This window comes from Streptomyces sp. DG1A-41, from assembly GCF_037055355.1.
Taxonomy (GTDB): Bacteria; Actinomycetota; Actinomycetes; order Streptomycetales; family Streptomycetaceae; genus Streptomyces.
This window is the reverse complement of the sequence record NZ_CP146350.1, coordinates 4,320,142-4,342,310: the sequence shown is the minus strand read 5'-3', so window position 1 is coordinate 4,342,310 and position 22,169 is coordinate 4,320,142. Positions and strand designations below refer to the sequence as shown.

Sequence of the window (22,169 nt, the reverse complement as noted above, 5' to 3'; positions counted from 1 at the left end):
TGCGCCCGGGCGACGATGCCTACTAGATGATCATCGACGTCGCCCAGCAGAACCCGAAAGGGCCAACCCGTGACCGGCCGGGTTCAGTCGAGCTCGAGCACGCGCGCGTGCAGCACCTGGCGCTGCTGGAGCGCCGCCCGCACCGCGCGGTGCAGGCCGTCCTCCAGGTACAGATCGCCCTGCCACTTCACGACGTGCGCGAAGAGGTCGCCGTAGAACGTCGAGTCCTCGGCGAGGAGCGTCTCGAGATCGAGCTGCTGTTTGGTCGTCACGAGTTGATCGAGGCGGACCGGGCGCGGCGCGACGTCCGCCCACTGCCGGGTGCTGTCCCGGCCGTGGTCGGGGTACGGCCGGCCGTTTCCGATGCGCTTGAAGATCACACGGAAAGCCTACCGGGCGGGACCTTCCGGGCGCAGCCGTGGCGACGGAGTGCGACGCTGAAAAAAACCCCACAAGGCGGCATGAACCGGGAACAGGGCGTGAATATGCCGGACCGCGAGACCATGCCGCCGGCCTGCGCCCCCGGAGTGACCGCCCGTGCCGCCGCACTTCCCCAGGAGGCCCTGCGGATCGCCTCCGGCTACGCCTTCACCGGCCCCGCCCTGCATCTGGGCGTACTGCTGTGGGACGGCCAGGCGTCCCGGTCCGGGCGACGGTCACCAGCTTCGGGCCGGTGCTGCTGTCCAAGGTGTTGCGGCTGAACCGGACCCAGGAGCAGTGCCTCGCGCTGATCTTCCACTACGCCGACGGCAGGGGTCTGCAGGCCGCAGACGTTCTCGCCCTTCCTGATGTGGCTGCTCACCGACCTCTTCCACGATCTGCCCGAGGTCGGTGACGCCGACAAGCCCCGGCTGGTCTTCTTCCTCGACGAGGCGCACCTGCTCTTCGACGACGCCTCCGAGGCGTTCCTGGAGTCGACCACGCGCTCCGTGCGCCTGATTCGCTCGAAAGGGGTCGGCGTCTTCTTCGTGGCGCAGACCCCGAAGGACGTGCCCGCCGACGTCGTCCTCGCCCAACTCGGCAAAACCGCGTCCAGCACGCGTCGCGACCCGGTTGCGCGCGCCCGGGTCCCTGATGGGGCCGGTCGGGAAGAAGGCGCTGGACCGGAGTCGGCGTACGAGCGGCCGGTGGATGGCCGCTGGGCCGACCGCGGGGCGAAGGGGCCCGACGAGATGCGCGACGCCGCGCCGGAACGGCGTGCGGAGGAGGGGCCGTCCGTGGTGGAGCGGGTAGCCGGGAGCGGGGTGTTCACGTCCCTGGCCCGGTCGGTGGGGACGCGGATCGGGCGGGAGATCACGCGGTCGCTCTTCGGGACGGCACGGACGGCACGGTGTTCGGGGCGGCGGAGGCGCTAGGGCTGCCCTAGGACATTCCCTAGGTCGGCCGCCTCCGCCGTCGCGGATCGGTCAGCCGCGTTCCCTTTCCCTCGCGGGTGCCGTCGGGGGCTGCTGTCGCTCTCGTGTCTGCGGCGTGGGCTTGTGCTGGGGCGGCTTGGGGGCGTTGCGGACGGCCTCGGCGCGCAGGAGGGCGCGCAGGACCGCGTACGGGTCTTCGAGCATGTCTGTGTTCCTCGTTCCGTCTGCTGCGTTGTGCTGCGTACGGGCTGATGGACCGGTGTCCGGTCCTGTCAGCAGCGCAGGACTTCGGAACGCAGGGGGCGAGGGTCGTGCCGCGGGCCGGGCGGCACGGGCACGGGATACGGCGCGGCGTACGCGGGCCCGGCGGCTGGGAGCGGGGCGGGGTGCAGGGGGACGGCGGTGCGCCGGGCGCCCCGGGGGGGTGGGCGCAGGGCGGTGTCGAGGACGTCGCACTCGACGGCCGTGCTCTTCCCGGAGACGGTGGCCGCCGGTCCTGTGTGCGCCTCGGCGTGCGCGCCGGGCACGAGCAGGGCGAGCAGCAGGGCGAGTACCCGCGGCCACGTCTTCCGGCGGGTGCCGGCGGGGCCGGCTGCGGTGCGGGGGTCACGGGAGGTGGTTCCCCGTTGTGCGTATGCCGTTCATCCCACCGGCTGCGAGATCCGCTCGCTCGGCGTACTGCGGCCCCGGATGGGCAGGGCCGTGACGGTCTCGACGGCGCCGACCGCGAGCAGCCAGCAGCCGCCGACGAGGGTGAGGACGGCGACGGACTCGAAGGGCGCGTCGATGAGGACGATGCCGCCGACGACGGTGAGGGCCCCGAGGAAGATCTGCCGGCCCCGGACGGGCATCGCCGGGTCGTGGGCGGCGGCAAGGATCTGGGTGATGCCGCGGAACAGCCAGCCGATGCCGGTCCAGAGGGCGAGCAGCAGGATCGACTGCATGGGGCGGCGGAAGCAGAACAGGCCGAGCAGGATCGAGAGCGTGCCGCTGACGAAGGCGAGGACGATCAGGGCCGTCGTCCGGCCCGGGCCCTGGGGGACGTGGGGTTCCGAGCCCTGGGGCGGACGGGGCACAAGCCCGTGCGAGGGCCCGCGCTCCGGCTCCCAGGGGGAGCCGCTCGGTGGCTCGGTCATGGTCCATGCTTGGACCGACCGGGAGAGGCTCGCCACCTGGGACGGGCCGTGCGGTTGATGTCTGCCGTCCGGGACGACTGACGCCAGCCGCTGGTTCCGGGCACGACATTGGCGCCTGCCACCGGGGTCCGTCCACGTCGCCGGCGTACGCCGTCTGGGTCGGGCACCGTCGCTGTTGCCGCCGTCTGGGTCGGGCCCCGTCGCTGTTGCCGCCGTCGGGGTCGGGCCACGCGGCTGGCGCCACCCGACCCCGTAGGGGGCTACCTCCCGGTTGCCTTCGCCGCCTTGGCTGCTGCCTTCATCTCCTGTTTGTGTGCTCGTACCTTGGCCAGCGACTCGGGGCCGGTGATGTCGGCGACCGAGCGGAAGGAGTTCGGCTCGCCGTAGGAGCCCGCGGCCTCGCGCCAGCCCGTCGGCTGCACGCCGAGTTGCTTGCCGAGCAGGGCGAGGAAGATCTGGGCCTTCTGCTTGCCGAAGCCGGGCAGCTCGGACAGTCGCTTCAGCAGTTCCTTGCCGGTGGCGGCGTCCTTCCAGACGGCCTCGGCGTCACCGTCGTGGTGCTCCACGAGGTACTGGCACAGCTGCTGGATCCGCTTGGCCATGGAGCCCGGGTAGCGGTGCACCGCCGGCTTCTGGGAGAGCAGCGCGGCGAAGGCCTCGGGTTCGTGCGCGGCGATCTCGTGCGCGTCCAGGTCGTCCGTGCCGAGCCGCTGGGCGATGGTCACGGGACCCTTGAACGCCCACTCCATCGGGATCTGCTGGTCCAGCAGCATCCCGACCAGCGCGGCGAGCGGACTGCGCCCGAGCAGCGCGTCGGCCTCGGGGTCCTGGGCGAGGTGAAGAGTGACGTCCATGCACCGATCATCCCCCGCCCGGGCCTGCGTCGCCCGCCAGTGGTCCAGCGCGTGTACCCCCTGATCGGGCAGGCCCAGTTCCTTGCGGACGTACGCCGACAGGGTCCGGGTCGTGGCCGTGTCGCAGGCGATCCAGACGTACGGGTCAAAGGTGTCCTGGAGGAGGCCGGGCAGGCCTTCCTGACCTGGTCGACCGGGTGGGCGCCGGAGTCCAGGCGCGGTACCGTGCGCCACTCGTGCCGGCCCGGGGCGGTGCGGAACGGCAGGTCGTCGTCGCCCTCGAACCAGACCGTGGCCGGGGCGGAGCCCCCAGCAGGGAGTTGATGGCCGGCAGCGAGGCCGGGTCGCCGACGGCGAAGACGTGGGAGGGAGCGGGGTCGGGGTGCTCGAAGCCGGTGCCCTGGACGGTCGCCTCGATGGTGTCGCCGCAGCTTCGCCGCCCTGGCCCAGTCGCCGGGGCAGCCCTCGTGCAGGGCGAACTCCAGGCAGAACGTCCCGGCCGCCGGGGCCGGTTCGAGCAGGGTGTAGGCCCGCTGGTGGGGCTTGCCCGCGTTGTCGAACCAGAGCCGTACCCACATGGCCGGGTGCACGCCGGTCGCCGCGAGCAGACCGCCGTCGGTGAAGCGCAGCCGCCGGTAGTCCGGGGTGACGTCCTCGGCGTGGGTCACACGAAATCCTTCGCGCGCAGCAGCCGGAGGACCGCGCCGTCCCAGCCCCGCCCCTGCCCCATCCCGTATTCACCCTTCGCGTACGATTTCCGCCACAGCCAAGACTTAGGCGAGGCTAACCTAAATGAAAGTAGGGGCACAGCGTGGCCACCGAGATCTACCGCGACGCCTGGGGCATTCCGCATCTGCGCGCGGGCAGCGCGGCCGAACTCGCCCACGCCCAGGGCCTCGTCACCGCCCGCGACCGGGCCTGGCAGCTGGAGGTCGAGCGGCACCGGGCCCAGGGCACCTCGGCATCCTTCCTCGGCGAGAGCGCCCTGGCCTGGGACCGGTTCGCCCGACGGGCCAGACTCGACGACACCGCCAGACGCTGCTTCACGGACCTGGAGGGCCGGGACCCCGAGACGGCAAAGTGGGTGCGGGCGTATGTGGAGGGGGTCAACGGCCAGCTGGCGGCGGGCGCCGACGCGGCCCCCGAGTTCGCCCGCACCGGCCTGGCCCCCGGCTCCTGGCACCCCTGGACCCCCCTCGGCGTCTGGCTCGCCACCCACATCCTCTTCGCCGGGTTCCCGGCCAAGCTCTGGCGTGAGCAGGTCGCGGCCCACCTGGGCGCGGACGCCATCGGCCTGTTCGCCACCGACGGCCCCGGCACCTCCGGCAGCAACGGCTGGCTGGTGAGCGGCGAACGGACCGTCACCGGGCAGGCGGTCATCGCCGGCGACCCCCACCGCTGGATCGAGGACCCCGGCGTCTACCAGCAGATCCACCTGTCCTGCCCCGAGTTCGACGTCGTCGGCCTGGCCGTCCCCGGCATCCCCGGCATCGCCCACTTCGGGCACACCGGCACCGTCGCCTGGGCCATCACCAACGCCATGGCCGACTACCAGGACCTGTACCGGGAGCGGCTGCGGCGCACCGGCGCCGGGGTGGAGGCCCTCGGCCCGGACGGGGTCTGGCGCCGGGCGGCCCGGCACACCGAGGTCGTCGAGGTGGCCGGTGAGGAGCCGGTCGAGGTCGAGGTGATCGAGACCGCCCGGGGCCCGGTGGTCATCGGCGGCCCCGAGGGACTCGACGGCGACCCGTCCGACCCGGCCGATCCCTCCGGCACGCCCGTGGCGATCAGCCTGCGCCACCCGCCCCGCGTCACCGGCGACCTCGGCTTCGGCGCCCTGCTGCCGCTGCTGCGGGCCCGCCGGGTCGCCGACGTGGACCGGGCGTTCGACCGGTGGGCCGAGCCCGTCAATGTCGTCCAGGCCGCCGACACCGAGGGCGGCGTCCTGCACCGCGTCGCCGGGCGCGTGCCGCTGCGCGCCGAGGCCAACCGCCTGCGCCTGGTGCCCGCCTGGGAGCCCGGCCACGAGTGGCGCGGCTGGCACGAGACGCCCCGTGCCGGGCTCACTGACGGCGTCGCCGTCATGGCCAACCAGCGCGGCCCGGCCGAACCCCTCGGCGTCGAGTTCGCCCCGCCCCACCGCCACGACCGCATCGCCGCGCTGCTCGCCGGCAAGGAGCGCTGGTCCGCCGCCGACATGCCCGCCATCCACACGGACACCCACCTCGCCTCCGCGTCCGCCCTCCTGGACCACCTCCGGGCCCTCGAGGGTGTCCTCACCCCCGAGGCCTCCGCCCTCCGGGACCGCCTCCTCGCCTGGAACCGCCGCATGGACGCCGACAGCGCCGACGCGGCCCTCTACTCGGCCGTGCGCGGCGCGGTCGTACGGCGGTTGGCGGCGCACCCCGTCTTCGCCGCGCTCGCCGCACCGCCGGCGTACCCGGAGGTGTTCCGGCCCTGGCTCGCCCTCCTGCCGCGCGTCGGCTTCGCCCTGGAACACCTGCTGCGGGCCGGGGAACTGTACGGAATCGACCGCCCGGCGGCCGTCCGCGCGGCGGTCGAGGAGGTGGCCGCCCGGCCGCCCGCCGGCGTCTGGGGCGACACCCACCGGCTGGCCCCCTGGCGGGCGCTGGAGCCGGAGACGCCGTTCGACGAACCGGGGCTGTCCGGCGACCACGACTGCGTGCTGTGCACCTCGGGCGTGCCGGGCCTCACCGACCGCGCCGCGCGCGGCCCGGCGGCCCGGTACGTCTGGGATTTGGCCCGGCGCGAGGACAGCCGCTGGGTCGTCCCGCTCGGCGCCTCGGGCGTCCCCGGCTCGCCCCACCACCGCGACCAGCTCCCCCTCTGGCTCGCCGGCGAGCTCGTCCCGGTCGTCACCGACTGGGCCCTGCTGACGAAGGAGACCGATGTCTGACCCGTACGCCTCCCGCACGGCCGTCCACGAGCAGGTGACCGACGACTTCGGCACCGTCCGCGTCCTGCCGCTGGACCCGGAGGCCGACGCCGGGACGGTCCATCGCTGGGTGAGCGAGGAGCGGGCCGTCTTCTGGGGCATGACCGGTCTCACCGAGCGGCAGGTGTCCGAGATCTACGCCCACTTGGACACGCTCACGACCCACCACGCCTTCCTCGTCGTCCGCGACGGCGAGCCGGTCGCGCTCCTCCAGACCTACGAGCCCGAGGCCGACCGCGTGAGCGAGTGCTACGAGGTCCGTCCCGGCGACATCGGCCTGCATCTGCTGCTCGCGCCCGCCGGGCCGGGCGGCGGGCAGTCCGGCTGGACGGCCCGGCTGGTGGCCGTCATCACCGAGTACGTCCTGCTCGGTCTGGACCGCCGGCGGATCGTGGTCGACCCGGACGTCCGCAACGAGAAGGCGGTCGTCCGTTTCCTCACCATGGGCTTCACGGCGGGGCCGGTGGTGGTCCTGCCGGAGATCGACCTCCCGGACGTGTACCTGCCCGAGAAGAAGGCACAGCTCGCCTTCCTCGACCGGGAGATACGCTTCCCCGGGTGACGCCTGACGACCTCATCGCCCACTACGGCCTTGAGCCGATCCCCCGCGAGGGCGGCCTGTTCCGCCAGACCTGGGCCGGCCCCGAACGCCCGGACGGCAGACCCGAGGGCACGGCGATCGTCGCGCTCCTCACGGCGGACGACTTCTCCGCCCTGCACCGCCTGCCGACCGACGAGATCTGGCACTTCTACCTCGGCGATCCTTTGGAGCTCCTCCTGCTCGCCCCGGACGGGACTACGAGGACGGCGGTGCTGGGCCCGGACGTTCTCGGCGGTCAGCACGTGCAGTTCACGGTCCCGGCAGGTACGTGGATGGGCGGCAGGGTGCGCGAGGGCGGGCAGTGGACCCTCTTCGGCTGCACGATGGCCCCCGGCTTCACGTTCGAGGGGTACGAGCACGGTGATGCGGCGGACCTGACGGCACGCTATCCGGCAGCGGCTGACCGCATCCCCGGGCTGTGCCGACCTGCTTCTTAGGGGCGCGGGGAACTGCGTGACCAACTCCCACGCACCCGCACGCGCCGAACCACACACCCGCCCCCCCACGCTGAGCGCTAGACAACTCCCATCCGTACATAACCGGGAGCCGTACAGCCCAACCCCGGAGAACCACGTGCACCAACGGCGGAACGAGGAGCGGAATGTCGGACACCCCCGGCGACTTCAAGCCCTGGTGCTGCTCGGCACCGTGCTGGTCCTGCTCCTCCTCGGCGGAGCCCCCGCTTCCGCCCACGCCGCCCTCCGCGGCACCGACCCCGACGACGGATCCGTCGTCCAGCGTGCCCCCCGCCATCTCACCCTGACCTTCACCGAGTCCGTCGGCCTGCTCGACGACTCCTTCCGGGTCTTCGGCCCGGACCAGCGCCGCGTGCACACCGGCGAGGCGCGGCACGCGGACGGCCGCTCCGACACGGCCCGGGTCGGACTGCCCGGGAAACTCGCCCAGGGCACCTACACGGTGGCCTGGCGAGTGGTGTCCGCCGACAGCCACCCGGTCTCCGGCGCCTTCACCTTCTCCGTCGGCAAACGGTCCGCGACGACCGCGCAGGTCGACACCGGCCCGGACGAGGACCCGCTGACCGGCGGCCTCTACGACGCCGCCCGCTACCTCGCCTACCTCGCCGCCGCGCTGCTCGTCGGCACCGTGGCGTTCGCGCTGCTGTGCCGGCCCGCGGACACGTCCCCGCTGCGCAGACCGCTGATGGCGGCCTGGTGGACACTGCTCGGCTCCACGGTCGTCCTGCTGGTGCTGCGCGCCCCGTACGAGGCGGGCGCGGGCCCGGCCGCGGCCTTCGACCCGTCCCCCCTCGCACGCACCCTGGCCAGCCGTCCGGGCCTGGCCCTGCTCGCCCGGCTGGCCGTCCTGCTGCTGACCGCCGTCTTCCTGCTACGGCTGTCCAGGCGCCGTGACCACCGACAGCCCGTGGTGCGGGCGGTGGCCGCGACCCTGGCCGTCGCCCTGGCCCTGACCTGGGCGGCGGCCGAGCACGCCTCCGCCGGGATCCAGGTACCGGTGGCGATGACGTCGTCCGTGCTGCACCTGGTGGCGACGGGGGTCTGGCTCGGCGGCCTCGTGGCGCTGCTCCTGACCCTGCGCCGCGCCTCCGTCGACGCCCTGACGGAGGTCGTGCCCCGCTTCTCCCGTATCGCCTTCGCCTCGGTGACCGTCCTGGCCGTCACCGGCCTCTACCAGTCCTGGCGCGGCCTCGGCTCCCTCACCGCGCTGACCGGCACGTCGTACGGCCGGCTGCTGCTGGCCAAACTGGCCGCGGTGACCGCGCTGTTGCTGGCGGCCGGGTACTCGCGCCGGTGGACGGCCCGCCTCATGGCACCGGCGGCCACCGCCCGGACGGCCGTACCGGATCGGGTCCCGCAGCCGGTCGGAGCGGGGGCGCCGGTACCGCCGGAGGGGCCGGGGGAGGCCGCGGCGGAGGCCCCGGAACCGGAGGAGAGGGAGAAGCCCGAAGCGCCGGAGAAACGGGAGGGGCCGCCGGAGCCGGCTCCCGGGCCCGGCGAAGCGGACGCCCGGCGTCGCGGGCTGCGCCGCTCCGTCCTCGTCGAAGTCGCCGTCGCCGCCGTGGTGTTGCTGATCACGACACTGCTCACGACCACGCTGCCGGGCCGCGCGCAGGCCGAGGCCGCGCAGCGATCCCCGGCGGGCGCTCTGCCGCCCACGACCCTCATCACGGTGCCCTTCGACACGGGCGGCAGCACTCTGTCGGGCCGCGGCACGGTCCAGGTCACCCTGGACCCGGCCCGCGTCGGCGAGAACGGCGTCCAGGCCGTGGTCTACGGCGCCGACAAGGGTCTGGTCGTCGTCCCCGAGGTCCGCATCACCTTCACCCTCCCCTCCCGCGAGGTCGGCCCGATCGACGCCGGACTCGCCGACGCCGGCGGCTACTGGAGCACCAACTCCGTCAATCTGCCCCTCGCCGGGACCTGGACGATGAAGACGACCGTGCGGGTGTCGGACGTGGACCAGGTGACGGTGTCGAAGAAGGTGCGGATCGCGCCCTAGGCAGCCTCGGCGCCGCCGTCGGCAGGCCGCCGTCGAGGAGCCGCGTCATGCACGCGGCGGCACGGACGGCGGCGTCGCCGCAGCAGTTGTTGAACAGGACGTGGACCTGTTCGGTCCGCTCGGCGAGTCGGCGCACGCGGGGCAGCCACTCGGCGAGTTCGTCCTCGCCGTACCCGTACCGGAACCGGTCCTCCTTGCTGCCGGTGCCCCAGGCGGTGCTGCGCCCGTGGAACCGTGCGACGGACAGCCGGGGTGAGGTGACGGGGGTGACGGGCGGCATCGAGGAGGGCAGCGTCTGCGTCATGTCGACGGCGACCGCGGCCATGCCGTACCGGGCGAGCAGCGCGCGCGTCGCCTCCGCCCGGCCCGGCTCCCACCACGAGGGATGCCGGAACTCCACGGCGACGGGCCAGCCCCGCGTCCGCTCGGCGCACTCGTGGAGGAACGCCTCCGCCCGCTCCCCGGGCCGGAACCACGGCGGGAACTGGAACAGCACGCTCCCCAGGCGCCCGGCCCGCCGCAGCGGCTCGATCCCGGCCGTGAACCGCGCCCACACCTCGTCGAGCACGGCGGGGTCCCGGTGATCGGCCGGCAGCCCGTCCGGCAGCGCCGCCTCCCGGGTGGGATGCCCGGTCAGCAGCGAGAACGCCTTCACGTCGAACGCGAACCCGTCCGGTGTCCGCTCGGCCCACAACCGGCTGTTCCGCTCGCTCGGCAGCGCGTAGTACGACGCGTCGACCTCGACGACCGGGAACCGCTCGGCGTAGTGCCGTAACCGCCCCTCGGCGTCCCGCCGCCCCGCCGGATACCAGCCGCTGCCGACCAGGGCCCGGTCGGTCCAGGAACACGTGCCCACCAGGATCTCGCCCATGGGGGACCGGTTACCCGGGCGGGACAGCGGCAGGCTCCGCCGACGAGCCGGTACGGGCCTCGCATTCGGGGTAAGTAGGTGATAAGCGAATATATACGCGGTTGTGTCTGATTCTCCGTGAGAGTGAGATGACCGATCATGGAGCAGCCCGTCACCGCCGGCCGGACCACCCGGTCGCCCGGAGCGGAACCCGAGGCCCTCGAAGCCCTCGTCGGCGAGGCCCTCACCGCCCGCGTCACCCTCGACGAGCAGGGCAGGGTGACCGGCTGGAACGCGGGTGCGGAGCGGCTCCTCGGGTACTCGGCACGGCAGATGACCGGCCGCCGCGCGGCGGATCTGCTGGCCGAGCCGATCCCGGTACGGGGCGGCCTGCCCACGCTCGCCGGGCTGACCCGGTGGAACGGCGACATCGCCCTCCGGCACCACGACGGCCGGAAGCTGACCGTCAGGGTCCTCGCCCACCACAGGCCGCCGGGCACCGGCGCCCCCGCCTGGCTCCTCCTCTCCGCCCTGGCCCGCGGGCAGCCCGGGTCCGCCCTCGACGAATCCCTCGTGAGCTGGAGCTTCGCCCAGTCCCCTTGCTGCGCCCTGGCGCTCTACGACACCCGGCTCCGGCTCAGGCGGGCCAACGAGGGCATGGAGCGGGCCATGGCGCTCACCGAAGTGGAGATGCTGGGCCTGCGCGTGTCCGAGATCGTCGACGACGAGGCCGGTGAGCGGGCGGAACGCAGCATGGCCCGGGTGCTGCGGACCGGCGAGCCGCAGTACGAGGAGAACTATCTGCGCGCCCCGGGCGAGACCCGCGAGCACGCCTGGTCGGTCTTCGAGTCCGCGCTGCGGGACACCGACGGCACGATCCGGGGCGTCTGCCTCTCCGCGCACGACATGACGGAACAGTTCTGGGCCCGCAAGCGGCTCCAGCTGATCGCCGAAGGCCAGGCGCATCGGCGGCACGCTCGACGTGACGCGCACGGCCCAGGAGCTGACGGACATGACCGTCCCGGCCCTGGCCGACTTCGTCAGCGTCGATCTGCTCGCCGCGCTGGACGACGTACCCGAACCGCCCGCCCAGGCGCTGCCGGCGGACGGGCCGCTGCTGCTGCGGCGGGTGGCGCTGCGGTCCGTGACCCCGGGGGCACCGGAGTCGGCCGTGGTGGCCGGCCAGGTGGACTCCTACCCGGAGGGCTCGGCTCCCTACGAGGGCCTGCGCGCGGGACGGACCACCCTGCACGAGGGGACCGACAAGGCGTTCACGGCGTGGCTCGCGCACGACCCGGCCCGTGCCGCGAGGATCCGGGCGTTCGGCATCCACTCGGTGATGACCGTGCCGCTCGTCGCCCGCGGCACCACGCTGGGCGTCGTGTGCTTCGTGCGGTACCGCACCCCCGAGCCCTTCGGGCACGACGACCTGGTCCTGGCCGGGGAGCTGGCGGCCAGGGTCGCGGTCAGCATCGACAACGCCCGCCGTTACACCCGGGAGCGCGCCACGGCCGTCACACTCCAGCGCAGCCTGCTGCCGCAGCGGCTGCCCCGGCAGGCGGCGATCGAGGTCGCGTCCCGCTATCTGCCGGCGGGCGGGCACGCCGGCGTCGGCGGGGACTGGTTCGACGTCATCCCCCTCTCCGGGGCGCGGGTGGCCCTGGTCGTCGGCGACGTCGTCGGCCACGGCCTGCACGCCTCCGCCACCATGGGCCGACTGCGCACGGCCGTACGCACCCTCGCCGACATCGACCTGCCGTGCGACGAGCTCCTCACTCACCTGGACGACCTGGTCGCCCGGCTGAACGTGGAGGACGAGGGCGCGGAGACCTCCGGAGACGTGGGCGCCACCTGCCTGTACGCCGTGTACGACCCGGTCTCGCGGCGCTGCTGCTTCGCCGGGGCCGGGCATCCCGCGCCGGCCGTGGTGAGCCCTGACGGCAGTGTCGAACTGGTCGGGCTTCCGGCCGCACCCCCGCTCGGCGTGGGCGGCCTGCCCTACGAGGCCACCGAGGTCGTCCTGCCCGAGGGCAGCCTGCTCGTCCTCTACACCAACGGCCTGATCGAGAACCGGGACCGGGACCTCGACGCCGGCGTCCACCAGCTGCGGGAGGCCCTCTCCGTCCCCCAAGCTCTCGGCTTCGCCCGAGCAGGGGGCACCCCCGTGGCGCCCTCGCTGGACGCCCTGTGCGACAGCGTGCTCGCCGACCTGCTGCCGCAGCGCCCGGCCGACGACGTGGCCCTGCTCGTCGCCCGCACCCGCGCGCTCGACGCGAGCCAGGTCGCCACCTGGGCGGTGCCGGACGAGCCGTCCGCGGTCGCCCAGACCCGCAAGGACGTGGTGGAGCAGCTGGAGAGGTGGGGGCTGTCCGACGCGGCCTTCGTCACCGAACTGGTCGTCAGCGAACTCGTCACCAACGCCATCCGGCACGCTCAGCCGCCGATCCAGCTTCGGCTGATCCACGACAACACCCTGATCTGCGAGGTCTCCGACGGCGGCAACACCGCTCCCCACCTGCGGCGCGCCCGCACCTACGACGAGGGCGGGCGTGGCCTGCTCCTCGTGGCCCGGCTGACCGGGCGCTGGGGCACGCGCCAGGGCGCCTGGGGCAAGACCATCTGGGCGGAACAGACCATCTCTCTCCCGTGAGGATCCACTGGCCATGACCACACACACTTCCCACCGGGCCGCCGCGGCCCCCGTGCAGCGGGCCGCCCAGTTGGTGGGCGTCGTCTTCCTCCTGGTCGGCGTGCTGGGGTTCATCCCCGGCATCACCACCGACTACGGCTCGATGGAGTTCGCCTCCCACGAGTCGGGCGCCGAGCTCCTGGGCCTGTTCCAGGTCTCGATCCTGCACAACATCGTGCACCTGGCCTACGGTCTCACCGGCCTGGCCCTCGCCCGCACGGCCGCCGGAGCGTACTCGTACCTGCTGATCGGCGGCGCCGTCTACCTGGTGCTGTGGGTGTACGGCCTGTCCGTCGGCCACGACAGCGACGCCAACTTCGTCCCCCTCAACGCCGCAGACGACTGGCTGCACTTCGCCCTGGGCATCGCGATGATCGGCCTGGCTCTGGCCCTCGGCCGCCGCCGTTCGACCCGCACCGGCGCGGAGCGGTAGGCACCCGGGACGGGACGCGTGCAGACCTTCCTCCCCTACCCCGGCTTCCGGGAGTCGGCCCTCGTCCTGGACCGCCGCCGGCTCGGCAAACAGCGGGTCGAGGCGTTGCAGGTGCTGCGCGGCCTGGTCGTACCGGGGTACGGCTGGCGCCACCACCCGGCCGTCCGGATGTGGGCCGGATACGAGGAGGCACTCGTCCGCTACGGCCTGGAGATCTGCCGCGTCTGGCGCGAACAGGGCCACCAGGACAGCTGCGCGGCCACCCTGGTCGCCGACCTCGCGGCGACCCGCCCGCACGCCCCGGTCCGCGACCAGCACGTCCTGGCAGCCGAGGGCGAACTGCCCCCGTGGCTGGGCGACACCCCCTTCCACCACAGCCACCGTTCGGCCCTCGTCCGCAAGGACCCCGCCACCTACGCGGACCTCTTCCCGGGCGTTCCGGACGACCTCCCGTACGTGTGGCCGGCGTCGGACCGGCCCGCGTAGGCACTGCGGCCAACTGCCTTCGGTGCAGACCTCCTCACCCACCTGTCGGTGGCACACGACACGGAGTGCGCGGACGTCCTGCTCCGCCACCACCAGTCGGGCCACGTCCACCACCTGACCGCCCATCACGTCTTCCGGCTCCTCACCGACACCGGATGGCCGAGCTGCGAACGCCACTTCATAGGCGACTTCGGCCTCCGCCAACTGCTGGTGCACCGGCTGTACGGACTACGCCCCGACGGCGCCGCCTGATACGCCGACCACCACTTCCTGCGCGACCACTACGGGCGGCGGGGGAGACGGGGGACGGAGAGCCCGACGACGGGATGCCGGGCGACGACGCCTTCCGCTCCCTCACCACCCACCGCCCGAACCACCACCTCGTCTCCGGCGGCGTGGACGATGTCGTCAGCCACCTCGCCGCCACACTCCCCGGCCCGCCCCCGCGAGTGGTGCGCGGAGCTCCTGGAGATCGCCCAGGCGCCGCACCCCGGGCGCGGCTGACACCCGGCGGGAACGCGCCAAGGGCCTGGTGCCGGTGGACGGCCCCCCGCTGCGCCGCACCGTCGACCAGCTGCTGCACGCGGTGTGGCTGTGCGAGGAGCGGGCCAGACCGACCGGCAAGGAGACCGCCCGCACACTCGCCAAGCTGCTGAGCCTCCTGTCGATCATGGACTTCGAGGGCCCGGCCTGTTTCAGCAGGACGGCGACGGACTGGAGCGGCCTCGCGGAGAACGAACAGCCCCTGCTGCGCTGCACCTGCACCTGTACCGAACAGCTCCGGAGAAGGAGATAACGGGCATGCCCAGATGGCGGAAGCTCCTCTTCTTACCGCTGGGCGCGGTGGCGCTCGCGGCAGTCGTCGTGCTCGTCCATGTGCTCGTCACCAAGCCGGACACCTGTGCCGACGGTGTGGAGCGGATCGACGGCGAGTGCATCGGCGTCAACGGCGAGGGCTACGACTTCGGCACCCCGGAGATCACCGACGTGGCCCGGGCCATCGCACGGGAGAACCGGAGCATAGAGAACCAGAACCAGCCGTACGTCACGGTCGCGATGATGCTGTCGCTCCAGTCGGACCGGGAGGCCCTGCGCCGGCAGATGCGCAGCCGGAATCGGTCCCCACCCGCGAGGACGTGGGCCGCCGGTGGCCCCTCCTCCAGTCCCGCCACCGCGTCCAGGGCACCAGCGGCCTGATCTGCCTGACCACGGGAGGCAACGACTACGACAAGCCGGCCGCGATAGTCGAACTGGACCCGGGCCGAAAGGGCCCCGGCATTCTGCAGCTCGTCGGACTGGGCCGGCCGACGGGCAAGCCGCAACCGAAGAACTGCGTGATTCCCAGCAGCACTTCGTGAGGACCTGAGGGCCGGTCCTCGGTTCCGCTCATTCGATTAGAAATATTTTCTTAGCGCTGTGCGCCGTTCGAATGATCGGACAAATTTCCTGTCTTGTCCAGGTCGGTTACAAGGATATGTCTGCTTAATATGCGGCGGCAGGAACAGCAACGAGGCTTCCCGGGTGGATGGTAGGGCCCGGTACGCCATGGCCCCCACAGGAAATGGCCTTTCGATGAAGCTGAAGATCCCTCAGGTAGCTCACCGCCGTACTTTGTCCGGATTGCTGGCCTCGGTTCTCGCCGCCACGGTAGCCGCTGTGATGGTTGCCCTGATGCCGACGCAGGCGGTGGCCATCGCTACGCCCGTGCCTTTGGGCACGGCCGCGGATTTCTCCGTTCTCGCAGGTTCGGGCGTCACCAACACCGGTCCCACGGTGATCGGCCAGGACCTCGGCACGCACCCGACCGCCTCCATCACCGGATTCCCGCCCGGCATCGTGCTCGGCGACGTGCACGCTGCGGACCAGGTCGCAGGTCAGGCCAAGTCCGACCTGGTCATTGCGTACAACCAAGCGGCCGGCCAGGCCACGGACTTCGAACTCCCGGCGGCCATCGGCGGTATCCCAGGCCAGACGCTGATTCCGGGCGTCTACACCGCCGGGTCCGGAGTCCTGCTCACCGGCGACCTGATCCTGGACGCCAGGGGAAACCCGAACGCCGTCTGGGTGTTCCAGATTCCTGAAGCCCTGACGACAGCGTCCGGCAGCCGGGTGTTCCTCACGAACGGCGCCTCGCCGTGCAACGTGTTCTGGCAGGTCGGGAGTTCCGCCACCCTCGGCACCGGCTCCACCTTCGTGGGCACCATCATGGCTCTGATGTCGATCAGCGCCAACACAGGGGCGAACATCCAGGGCCGGGCGCTGGCTCGTGAGGGCGCCGTGACGCTCGACAGCAACAACATCTTCCTCAGCGGGTGCGCGACCTCCACCACTGGCGGAACGACGACCGGTACTACTGGCGGCCCCACTACTGGTGGCACCACTGGCGGCCCCACCACTGGCGGCCCCACCACTGGCGGCCCCACCACGGGTGGCCCCACCACTGGCGGCCCCACCACGGGTGGCACCACGGGCGGGCCCATCGTTACCACCGGCGGCACGACCGGGGACACCGGGAACACCTCGGGCGTCACGTCCGGGAACACCTCGGGCAACACCGCGGGGAACACCTCGGGCGTCACGTCCGGGAACACCTCGGGCAACACCGCGGGGAACACCTCGGGCGTCACGTCCGGGAACACCTCGGGCAACACCGCGGGGAACACCACCGGCGGGAACGGCGGCAAGCCCGGAAAGCCGGACCACGGTGGCAAGCCCGGAAAGCCGGACCACGGTGGCAAGCCCGGAAAACCGGACTACGGCGGCAAGCCCGGAAAGCCCGACCACGGCAAACAGTCCGACGAGCACTACGGCTACGACAAGAAGCCCAAGGGCTACGGAGACGGCCACTCCAAGAGCCACGAGGGCTAGGCAGCCCACCGCGGCCAGTCCGCTCACCGGCTGACGGCGCGCGACGGAATCTCCTCGAGTCCGCCGGGCGCCGTCAGCGGTAGTCAGCGGAGAACGCCAGGCGCGAGCAGCTGATACGAGAAAGACAGGGTGGACGGTGGCGAGCGGAAATGACTCAGCGGCCGTGGAGAAAATCCAGCACTCCGATTCCGGTCCGGTCACGCAGTCACTGAAAGCCGGACTGTGCGCCGCCGTGGCCCTCTGCCTGGTGGCGAGTGTCGTTCACGTGCTTCTGGTGTTCCTTCATGTGACACCGGCCAACACCGTCTCCAAGCGATACAGCCCGCAGATCAATGCATGGGTGTACCCCTTCTTCGAACAGGATTGGCGGCTCTTCGCCCCCGACCCGGAATCCGTCAACCGGCAAATTCTGGCGAGAACCGCCCACACCGACTCCGACGGATCGGTCCAGGTGAGTCCCTGGTTCGACCTGAGCGCCGTGGACGGCTCCGCAGTCGAACATCATGTGTTCCCGAGCCACACGGCGCAGAACATGTTGCGTCGTGCCTGGTCCGGCTACGTCGACTCGCACGGCGGAGACGACAGGGCGCGCACGGAACGCGCACGGATGATGCGGAAGTACCTGACCAACATCGCCGCGGACCGCGTCGCCGCCCACAGGGGCGGCACTTTCGACTTCGTTCAGCTCCGCGTCGTCACACTGCCCATCCCCGCACCCGGCCCCGCGGCCGGCAATCGCCGGCCGACGCCGACCGAGAACCGGCTTCTCCCCTGGTGGAAGGTGACCCGCCATGGAAAATAAGGCGCAGAAGACCGCGTCTGCCGGCGCAGCCGGGTGGTTTGTCGACCGGACCAGTGCCGGATGGAGCCTCCTGACCGGCCGGCCGGTGTCTCTGTACGCCGCGTCGGCGCTGCGCATCGGCTACGGGCTGCTCTACCTGATCTTCCTGCTGCGTGAGTTCCCGCACCGGGACGAGGTCTGGGGCCCGGGATCTCCGTGGACGCCCGCCTTGGCACACCAGCTCTACGAGCAGACGGGCTGGTTCAGCATCCTGGCCCTGTCCGACAGCCGCGCCTACTTCGAGCTCTGCTACGGGCTGGCGCTCATCACGTCCGCGCTGTTCACGCTGGGCTGGCGGACCCGCGTCATGTCCGTCCTCTTCGCCGTCGTGGTGACCTCGTTCCATGCCCGCGCGATCTTCATGACGGACGGGGGCGACAATCTGGTTCTGCTGATGGCCCTCTACCTCGTCCTCACCGCCTGCGGCCGACGCTGGTCCCTGGACGCGCGCAGAAACAGGCTGAAGTCGGTTCCCGCCGACAACACGCCGCAACCGGCGAGAAGCCTGCTCACACGGCAACTCCGTGACGCCCGGACCACCTTGGTCACAGTGGTGCACAACTGCGGAATGTTCGTCATCGCGGCGCAGGTCTGTGTTCTCTACGGATCAGCGGGCCTGTACAAGGTCCAGGGCCCTTCCTGGGGCAGCGGCACCGCTGTCCACTACGCCCTGAACCTCGAACTGTTCCGGCCCTGGCCCGCGCTCTCCCACTTCGTGGACGAGCACACGCTCGTGATCGCCATCGTCGGCTACATGACCGTGCTCTTGCAGGTGGCCTTCCCGTTCGTGCTCTTCGGCAGGCTCAAGTACCCCGTTCTCACCCTGCTGCTGGGCATGCACATCGGCATCGCCGTGCTCCTCGGCCTGCCTCTCTTCTCCGGCGCGATGATCATCGCGGACGCCGTGTTCCTTCCCGACCGCTTCTACACCTTCCTGCCCCGTCTGTGCCGACGTGTGCTGCGGCGGACGGACGGCAGGCGGCCGGCATCAGGAGTAGAGGAAGGATCCGGAACCGTACCTGCGCAAGGCGGGCCCGGTAGCGCACTCGGCTCGAAGCATCGAGTCCCTCAAGCCCCTGAGATGTCCTGAGAAGCCGTTGTGGGTGGCGGTGAGGCGTGAGGCTGCCGCCAACGATCCACGGTTTCCTGAATTCAGGAATCGATGTACTTTCGTGGCGTGCTGACTGTTGCCCCCGACATCGAAGTGCTGGCCCGCTTCGGCCGCGCGCTCGCCGATCCGATCCGCTGCCGCATCCTGCTCGCGCTGCGCGAGGCCCCGGCCTACCCCGCCGATCTCGCCGACGTCCTCGGCATCTCGCGCACCCGGCTCTCCAACCACCTCGCCTGCCTGCGCGACTGCGGGCTGGTCGTCACCGTGCCCGACGGCCGCCGCACCCGCTACGAACTGGCCGACGAGCGTCTCGGCCACGCGCTGGACGACCTGCGTGCGGCCGTGGTGGCTGTCGAGACCGACCGCACCTGTGCCGAGGCCGGCGACAAGGGGTGCTGCTGATGACGGCGATATCCCTCGGACCCTCCCCGGCCCGCCGTGACGTACTCGCCCGCCGGATACGTCTGCTGGTCGCGGCGACGATCACCTACAACGTCATCGAGGCGATCGTCGCCATCATCGCCGGCACCCTCGCCTCCTCGACCGCCCTGATCGGATTCGGCCTGGACTCGGTCATCGAGGTCTCCTCCGCCGCTGCGGTGGCCTGGCAGTTCTCCGCCCGTGAGCACGCCGTGCGCGAGGCGCGGGAGAAGACGACCCTGCGGATCATCGCGGTGTCGTTCTTCGCGCTCGCCGCCTACGTCACCGTCGACGCCGTCCGTGTGCTCACGGGCACGGGGGAGGCGGAGCGCTCCATCCCCGGCATCGTGCTCGCCGCCCTCTCCCTCGCGGTCATGCCGTTCCTGTCAGCGGCCCAGCGCCGCACGGGCCGTGAACTGGGCTCCGCCAGCGCGGTCGCCGACTCCAAGCAGACCCTGCTGTGCACGTACCTCTCGGCCGTGCTCCTGGTCGGCCTGGTCCTCAACGCCACCCTGGGCTGGTCGTGGGCGGACCCCGTCGCCGCCCTCGTCATCGCGGTCATCGCCGTCAAGGAAGGCCGCGACGCCTGGCAGGGCAAGGGCTGCTGCGCCCCCTCGGCTCCTGCGGCCCCTGTCCTCGGTGCCGACGCGGACGACGCGTGCGGCTGCCGCCCGGGCTGCGATTGCTGTACCTGACCCCGTACCGGTCGCGGCCTGGTGTGGAGGCCGGTCATCGGCGGATCAGCAGCAACCGCCCGCGACGGCCGGTTCCTCCGCGCCGGCATCGGCCTTGACGACGTACACCTCCCAGGGTTCCCGGCCGGGGCCGTGGACCCAGACCTTGTCCTGGAGGGCGTAGCAACAGGTGGTGTCGTTCTCCACGTCGGTGGCCAGGCCCGCCTCGCCCAGGCGGGCGGTGGCGGCGTGCACCGCCCCGGTCGTCTCGACCTCGACGCCGAGATGGTCCATGCGGGTCGCCTCACCTGCGGTGCCTTCGATGAGAACGAGCTTCAGCGGGGGCTCGGCGATGACGAAGTTGGCGTAGCCGTCGCGGAGTTTGGCGGGCTCGGTGCCGAAGAGCTTCGTGTAGAAGGCCACGGACTCGGCGAGGTCGGGCACGCGGAGGGCGAGCTGTACACGGGACGTCACGGCGAACCTCCTTGAAGGGATGGGGAGTTCAGCAGCCGCCTGAGGCGTTGGCCGGGGCGCCGGTGCCGATCTGCAAGGTGGAGGGGGCTGCGCAGCAGCCACCGCCCTCGCTGTTCTGGGCGGCGTCGGGCTCGTCGAACAGGCCCGCCCCGCCGCACACACCGGTCTCCGGCAGTGTCAGCTCGACGCGCTCGGCGGCCTCACGGTCTCCGGCGATCGCGGCGGTGATGGAGCGGACCTGCTCGTAGCCGGTCATCGCGAGGAACGTGGGGGCGCGGCCGTAGGACTTCATGCCGACGAGGTAGACGCCCTGCTCCGGGTGGGAGAGCTCGTTCACGCCGTGCGGGTAGACGGTGCCGCAGGAGTGGACGTTGGGGTCGATGAGCGGGGCCAGGGCGGTGGGCGCCTGGAGGCGGTCGTCCAGGCCCAGGCGGACCTCGGAGAGGAAGGACAGGTCCGGGCGGAAACCGGTCAGGACGATGATCTCGTCGACCGGGTCGAGGCGGCGTCCGTCCTCGGCGACCAGGACCAGCCGGCCGCTGTCCCGCTCGACGGCCTGCGTACGGAACCCGGTGACCGCGCTCGCATGCCCTTGCTCCACCGCCGCCTTGGCGCGCAGGCCCAGGGCGCCGCGGGCGGGCAGCTGGTCGGCCTCGCCCCCGCCGAACGTGGAGCCGGTGATACCGCGGCGCAGGATCCACACCGCGTGCGTGCCCGGCTCGTCCTGTGCAAGGTCGGCGAGGTGGGCGAGGGCGGTGAAGGCGGAGGCGCCGGAGCCGACCACGGCGGTGCGCCTGCCCGCGTACCGGGCGCGGACGGCCTTCTCGCCCAGGTCGGGCACGCGGTAGGAGAGGTGTGCGGCGGCGGCCTTCTCGCCGAGGGCGGGCAGACCGTCGGCGCCCAGCGGGCCGGGGCGGACCACGTGCCCGAGGCGTCGATGACCGCGCGGGCGCTGATCCGTTCCTCACGGCCGTCGGCCGCCAGGATGTGCACGGCGAAGGGCTGCTCGTCGCGCCCGGAGTCGACGATCCGGTCGCGCCCGGCGCGGGCGACGCCGGTCACGGTGGCGCCGTAGCGGACCTTGTCGCCGAGGACGTCGGCCAGGGGCTGGAGGTAGTTCTCGGTCCAGTCGCCGCCGGTGGGGTACGCGGAGCCGTCCGGGCGGGTCCAGCCGGTCGGGGCGAGGAGCTTCTCCGCGGCCGGGTCGGTGACCTCCGACCAGGGCGAGAACAGCCGCACATGCGCCCAGTCGCGTACGGCGGTGCCGGCTGACGGCCCGGCCTCCAGCACCAGCGGTTCGAGGCCGCGCTCGACGAGATGGGCGGCGGCGGCCAGGCCGACCGGGCCGGCTCCGATGACCACGACGGGCAGCTGGTCGGTGCTGAGCACGCTGTTGATCGACACGGCCACGAGGTTCCCCTTTGCTTCGACGTTCGTCGATGGCTTCCGCTGCCAGCATGGCACCTGCTTCGATGGCCGTCAACATAGACATCAATCGAATCACGAGCCGCAGTCCAGAGGTTTGGTTCGACGTATGTCAACATAGACGTATGTCGAATATGAAGGTGCTGCCGCTGCTGGAAGCCGAGGTCCCCGAGGCCGTGGCGCCGTGCTGCCCGCCCCTCACCGAGCGTCCGTTCACCGCGGAGGAGGCCGAAACGGCCGCGCGGATGTTCAAGGCCCTGGGGGATCCGGTGCGGCTGCGGCTGTTCTCGGCGGTGGCCTCGCACGAGGGCGGCGAGGCGTGCGTGTGCGACATCTCCGATGTGGGCGTCTCGCAGCCGACCGTCTCCCACCACCTGAAGAAGCTGAAGGAGGCCGGGCTGCTGACCTCCGAGCGGCGTGGAACCTGGGTCTACTACCGCGTCGAGCCGTCCGTGCTGGCCGCGATGGGCAAGCTGCTGACCGGCACGTCGGCCGCAAGCTGACCGCGCACCTTGATC

The 22,169-nt window shown here is 72.0% G+C and carries 26 protein-coding genes and 3 pseudogenes; 19 read left to right on the top strand and 10 right to left on the bottom strand.

What is annotated here, in order from left to right:
* Window positions 1-83: 83 nt before the first annotated feature.
* Complete coding sequence (locus V8690_RS20215) at window positions 84-380, bottom strand: type II toxin-antitoxin system VapB family antitoxin (RefSeq protein ID WP_003991361.1); 297 nt, start codon at window positions 378-380, stop codon at window positions 84-86.
* 81 nt (window positions 381-461) lie between these two features.
* Between V8690_RS20215 and V8690_RS20210 the strand changes: the two genes are divergently transcribed.
* Genes V8690_RS20210 through V8690_RS20200 form a run of 3 tightly spaced genes read left to right on the top strand, consistent with a single transcriptional unit; the run spans window position 462 to window position 1,355 of the window.
* On the top strand, window positions 462-701 hold the full coding sequence (locus V8690_RS20210) for a hypothetical protein (protein ID WP_338785675.1): 240 nt from the start codon (window positions 462-464) through the stop codon (window positions 699-701).
* Window positions 623-835 carry a helicase HerA-like domain-containing protein gene (locus tag V8690_RS20205; RefSeq protein ID WP_338780812.1) on the top strand — a complete coding sequence of 71 codons (213 nt, stop codon included), beginning with the start codon at window positions 623-625 and terminating at the stop codon, window positions 833-835. Before V8690_RS20210 ends, V8690_RS20205 begins: the two co-directional genes overlap by 79 nt.
* Window positions 789-1,355, top strand: a complete 567-nt coding sequence (locus tag V8690_RS20200; protein ID WP_338780810.1) for a helicase HerA-like domain-containing protein — start codon at window positions 789-791, stop codon at window positions 1,353-1,355. The genes V8690_RS20205 and V8690_RS20200 overlap by 47 nt, the downstream gene beginning before the upstream one ends.
* Before the next feature lie 51 nt (window positions 1,356-1,406).
* Here the strand turns inward: V8690_RS20200 and V8690_RS20195 are convergent, their stop codons facing one another.
* The 5 genes and pseudogenes from V8690_RS20195 to V8690_RS20175 all read right to left on the bottom strand — a co-directional run.
* Entirely contained in the window at window positions 1,407-1,559 is a 153-nt protein-coding gene (locus tag V8690_RS20195) for a hypothetical protein (RefSeq protein ID WP_338780808.1), read from the bottom strand.
* A gap of 68 nt (window positions 1,560-1,627) precedes the next feature.
* Window positions 1,628-1,882 carry a hypothetical protein gene (locus tag V8690_RS20190; RefSeq protein ID WP_338780806.1) on the bottom strand — a complete coding sequence of 85 codons (255 nt, stop codon included), beginning with the start codon at window positions 1,880-1,882 and terminating at the stop codon, window positions 1,628-1,630.
* A 114-nt stretch (window positions 1,883-1,996) separates the two neighbouring features.
* Window positions 1,997-2,491 (bottom strand): DUF308 domain-containing protein, encoded by a 495-nt coding sequence (locus V8690_RS20185; protein ID WP_338780804.1) that lies wholly within the window; start codon window positions 2,489-2,491, stop codon window positions 1,997-1,999.
* 260 nt (window positions 2,492-2,751) lie between these two features.
* A complete protein-coding gene (locus V8690_RS20180) occupies window positions 2,752-3,345 on the bottom strand; it encodes an HhH-GPD-type base excision DNA repair protein (protein WP_338785404.1) in 594 nt (197 codons plus the stop codon).
* A gap of 27 nt (window positions 3,346-3,372) precedes the next feature.
* A pseudogene (locus V8690_RS20175) lies at window positions 3,373-4,075 on the bottom strand (siderophore-interacting protein); the annotation flags it as partial.
* An 81-nt stretch (window positions 4,076-4,156) separates the two neighbouring features.
* Here V8690_RS20175 and V8690_RS20170 point away from each other — a divergent pair.
* From V8690_RS20170 to V8690_RS20155, 4 genes are all read left to right on the top strand, one after another.
* Window positions 4,157-6,262, top strand: coding sequence for a penicillin acylase family protein (locus V8690_RS20170; protein ID WP_338780802.1), 2,106 nt, complete (start codon window positions 4,157-4,159; stop codon window positions 6,260-6,262).
* On the top strand, window positions 6,255-6,863 hold the full coding sequence (locus V8690_RS20165) for a GNAT family N-acetyltransferase (protein WP_338780801.1): 609 nt from the start codon (window positions 6,255-6,257) through the stop codon (window positions 6,861-6,863). The genes V8690_RS20170 and V8690_RS20165 overlap by 8 nt, the downstream gene beginning before the upstream one ends.
* The gene (locus V8690_RS20160) at window positions 6,860-7,339 is read left to right on the top strand and encodes a cupin domain-containing protein (protein WP_338780798.1); all 480 of its coding nucleotides are present in this window, start codon (window positions 6,860-6,862) and stop codon (window positions 7,337-7,339) included. Before V8690_RS20165 ends, V8690_RS20160 begins: the two co-directional genes overlap by 4 nt.
* A 196-nt stretch (window positions 7,340-7,535) precedes the next feature.
* Window positions 7,536-9,380, top strand: coding sequence for a copper resistance protein CopC (locus tag V8690_RS20155; RefSeq protein ID WP_338785403.1), 1,845 nt, complete (start codon window positions 7,536-7,538; stop codon window positions 9,378-9,380).
* Here V8690_RS20155 and V8690_RS20150 read toward each other — a convergent pair.
* On the bottom strand, window positions 9,280-10,251 hold the full coding sequence (locus V8690_RS20150) for a DUF72 domain-containing protein (protein ID WP_338780796.1): 972 nt from the start codon (window positions 10,249-10,251) through the stop codon (window positions 9,280-9,282). The genes V8690_RS20155 and V8690_RS20150 overlap by 101 nt on opposite strands.
* A gap of 138 nt (window positions 10,252-10,389) precedes the next feature.
* On the opposite strand from V8690_RS20150, the pseudogene V8690_RS20145 reads away from it, so the two are divergent.
* The 4 genes and pseudogenes from V8690_RS20145 to V8690_RS20130 all read left to right on the top strand — a co-directional run bounded on the left by V8690_RS20145 (window position 10,390) and on the right by V8690_RS20130 (window position 14,090).
* A pseudogene (locus V8690_RS20145) lies at window positions 10,390-12,880 on the top strand (SpoIIE family protein phosphatase).
* 13 nt (window positions 12,881-12,893) lie between these two features.
* Window positions 12,894-13,352 carry a DUF4383 domain-containing protein gene (locus V8690_RS20140; RefSeq protein WP_338780794.1) on the top strand — a complete coding sequence of 153 codons (459 nt, stop codon included), beginning with the start codon at window positions 12,894-12,896 and terminating at the stop codon, window positions 13,350-13,352.
* 18 nt (window positions 13,353-13,370) lie between these two features.
* Complete coding sequence (locus V8690_RS20135) at window positions 13,371-13,838, top strand: MSMEG_6728 family protein (protein WP_338780792.1); 468 nt, start codon at window positions 13,371-13,373, stop codon at window positions 13,836-13,838.
* A gap of 48 nt (window positions 13,839-13,886) precedes the next feature.
* A complete protein-coding gene (locus V8690_RS20130; RefSeq protein ID WP_338780790.1) occupies window positions 13,887-14,090 on the top strand; it encodes a hypothetical protein in 204 nt (67 codons plus the stop codon).
* Between the two features lie 29 nt (window positions 14,091-14,119).
* Here the strand turns inward: V8690_RS20130 and V8690_RS20125 are convergent, their stop codons facing one another.
* Window positions 14,120-14,254, bottom strand: a complete 135-nt coding sequence (locus V8690_RS20125) for a hypothetical protein (protein ID WP_338780788.1) — start codon at window positions 14,252-14,254, stop codon at window positions 14,120-14,122.
* A 122-nt stretch (window positions 14,255-14,376) separates the two neighbouring features.
* On the opposite strand from V8690_RS20125, the gene V8690_RS20120 reads away from it, so the two are divergent.
* From V8690_RS20120 to V8690_RS20090, 7 genes are all read left to right on the top strand, one after another.
* Window positions 14,377-14,634: a hypothetical protein gene (locus V8690_RS20120; RefSeq protein WP_338780786.1), complete on the top strand. Its 258-nt coding sequence runs from the start codon at window positions 14,377-14,379 to the stop codon at window positions 14,632-14,634.
* 5 nt (window positions 14,635-14,639) lie between these two features.
* Window positions 14,640-15,035 (top strand): hypothetical protein, encoded by a 396-nt coding sequence (locus V8690_RS20115; protein WP_338780785.1) that lies wholly within the window; start codon window positions 14,640-14,642, stop codon window positions 15,033-15,035.
* Between the two features lie 375 nt (window positions 15,036-15,410).
* Entirely contained in the window at window positions 15,411-16,706 is a 1,296-nt protein-coding gene (locus V8690_RS20110) for an ice-binding family protein (RefSeq protein ID WP_338780784.1), read from the top strand.
* Window positions 16,707-16,869: 163 nt separating this feature from the next.
* Window positions 16,870-17,508: a DUF5819 family protein gene (locus V8690_RS20105; protein WP_338780782.1), complete on the top strand. Its 639-nt coding sequence runs from the start codon at window positions 16,870-16,872 to the stop codon at window positions 17,506-17,508.
* Window positions 17,498-18,637 (top strand): HTTM domain-containing protein, encoded by a 1,140-nt coding sequence (locus V8690_RS20100; RefSeq protein WP_338780781.1) that lies wholly within the window; start codon window positions 17,498-17,500, stop codon window positions 18,635-18,637. The genes V8690_RS20105 and V8690_RS20100 overlap by 11 nt, the downstream gene beginning before the upstream one ends.
* A gap of 87 nt (window positions 18,638-18,724) precedes the next feature.
* Window positions 18,725-19,060 carry a metalloregulator ArsR/SmtB family transcription factor gene (locus V8690_RS20095; protein WP_338780780.1) on the top strand — a complete coding sequence of 112 codons (336 nt, stop codon included), beginning with the start codon at window positions 18,725-18,727 and terminating at the stop codon, window positions 19,058-19,060.
* On the top strand, window positions 19,060-19,773 hold the full coding sequence (locus V8690_RS20090) for a cation transporter (protein ID WP_338780778.1): 714 nt from the start codon (window positions 19,060-19,062) through the stop codon (window positions 19,771-19,773). Before V8690_RS20095 ends, V8690_RS20090 begins: the two co-directional genes overlap by 1 nt.
* Before the next feature lie 45 nt (window positions 19,774-19,818).
* On the opposite strand, the gene V8690_RS20085 is transcribed toward V8690_RS20090, so the two are convergent.
* Window positions 19,819-20,226 (bottom strand): ArsI/CadI family heavy metal resistance metalloenzyme, encoded by a 408-nt coding sequence (locus V8690_RS20085; protein WP_338780776.1) that lies wholly within the window; start codon window positions 20,224-20,226, stop codon window positions 19,819-19,821.
* A 28-nt stretch (window positions 20,227-20,254) separates the two neighbouring features.
* A pseudogene (locus V8690_RS20080) lies at window positions 20,255-21,624 on the bottom strand (FAD-dependent oxidoreductase).
* A 152-nt stretch (window positions 21,625-21,776) separates the two neighbouring features.
* On the opposite strand from V8690_RS20080, the gene V8690_RS20075 reads away from it, so the two are divergent.
* On the top strand, window positions 21,777-22,154 hold the full coding sequence (locus V8690_RS20075; protein WP_338780774.1) for a metalloregulator ArsR/SmtB family transcription factor: 378 nt from the start codon (window positions 21,777-21,779) through the stop codon (window positions 22,152-22,154).
* Window positions 22,155-22,169: the final 15 nt, after the last annotated feature.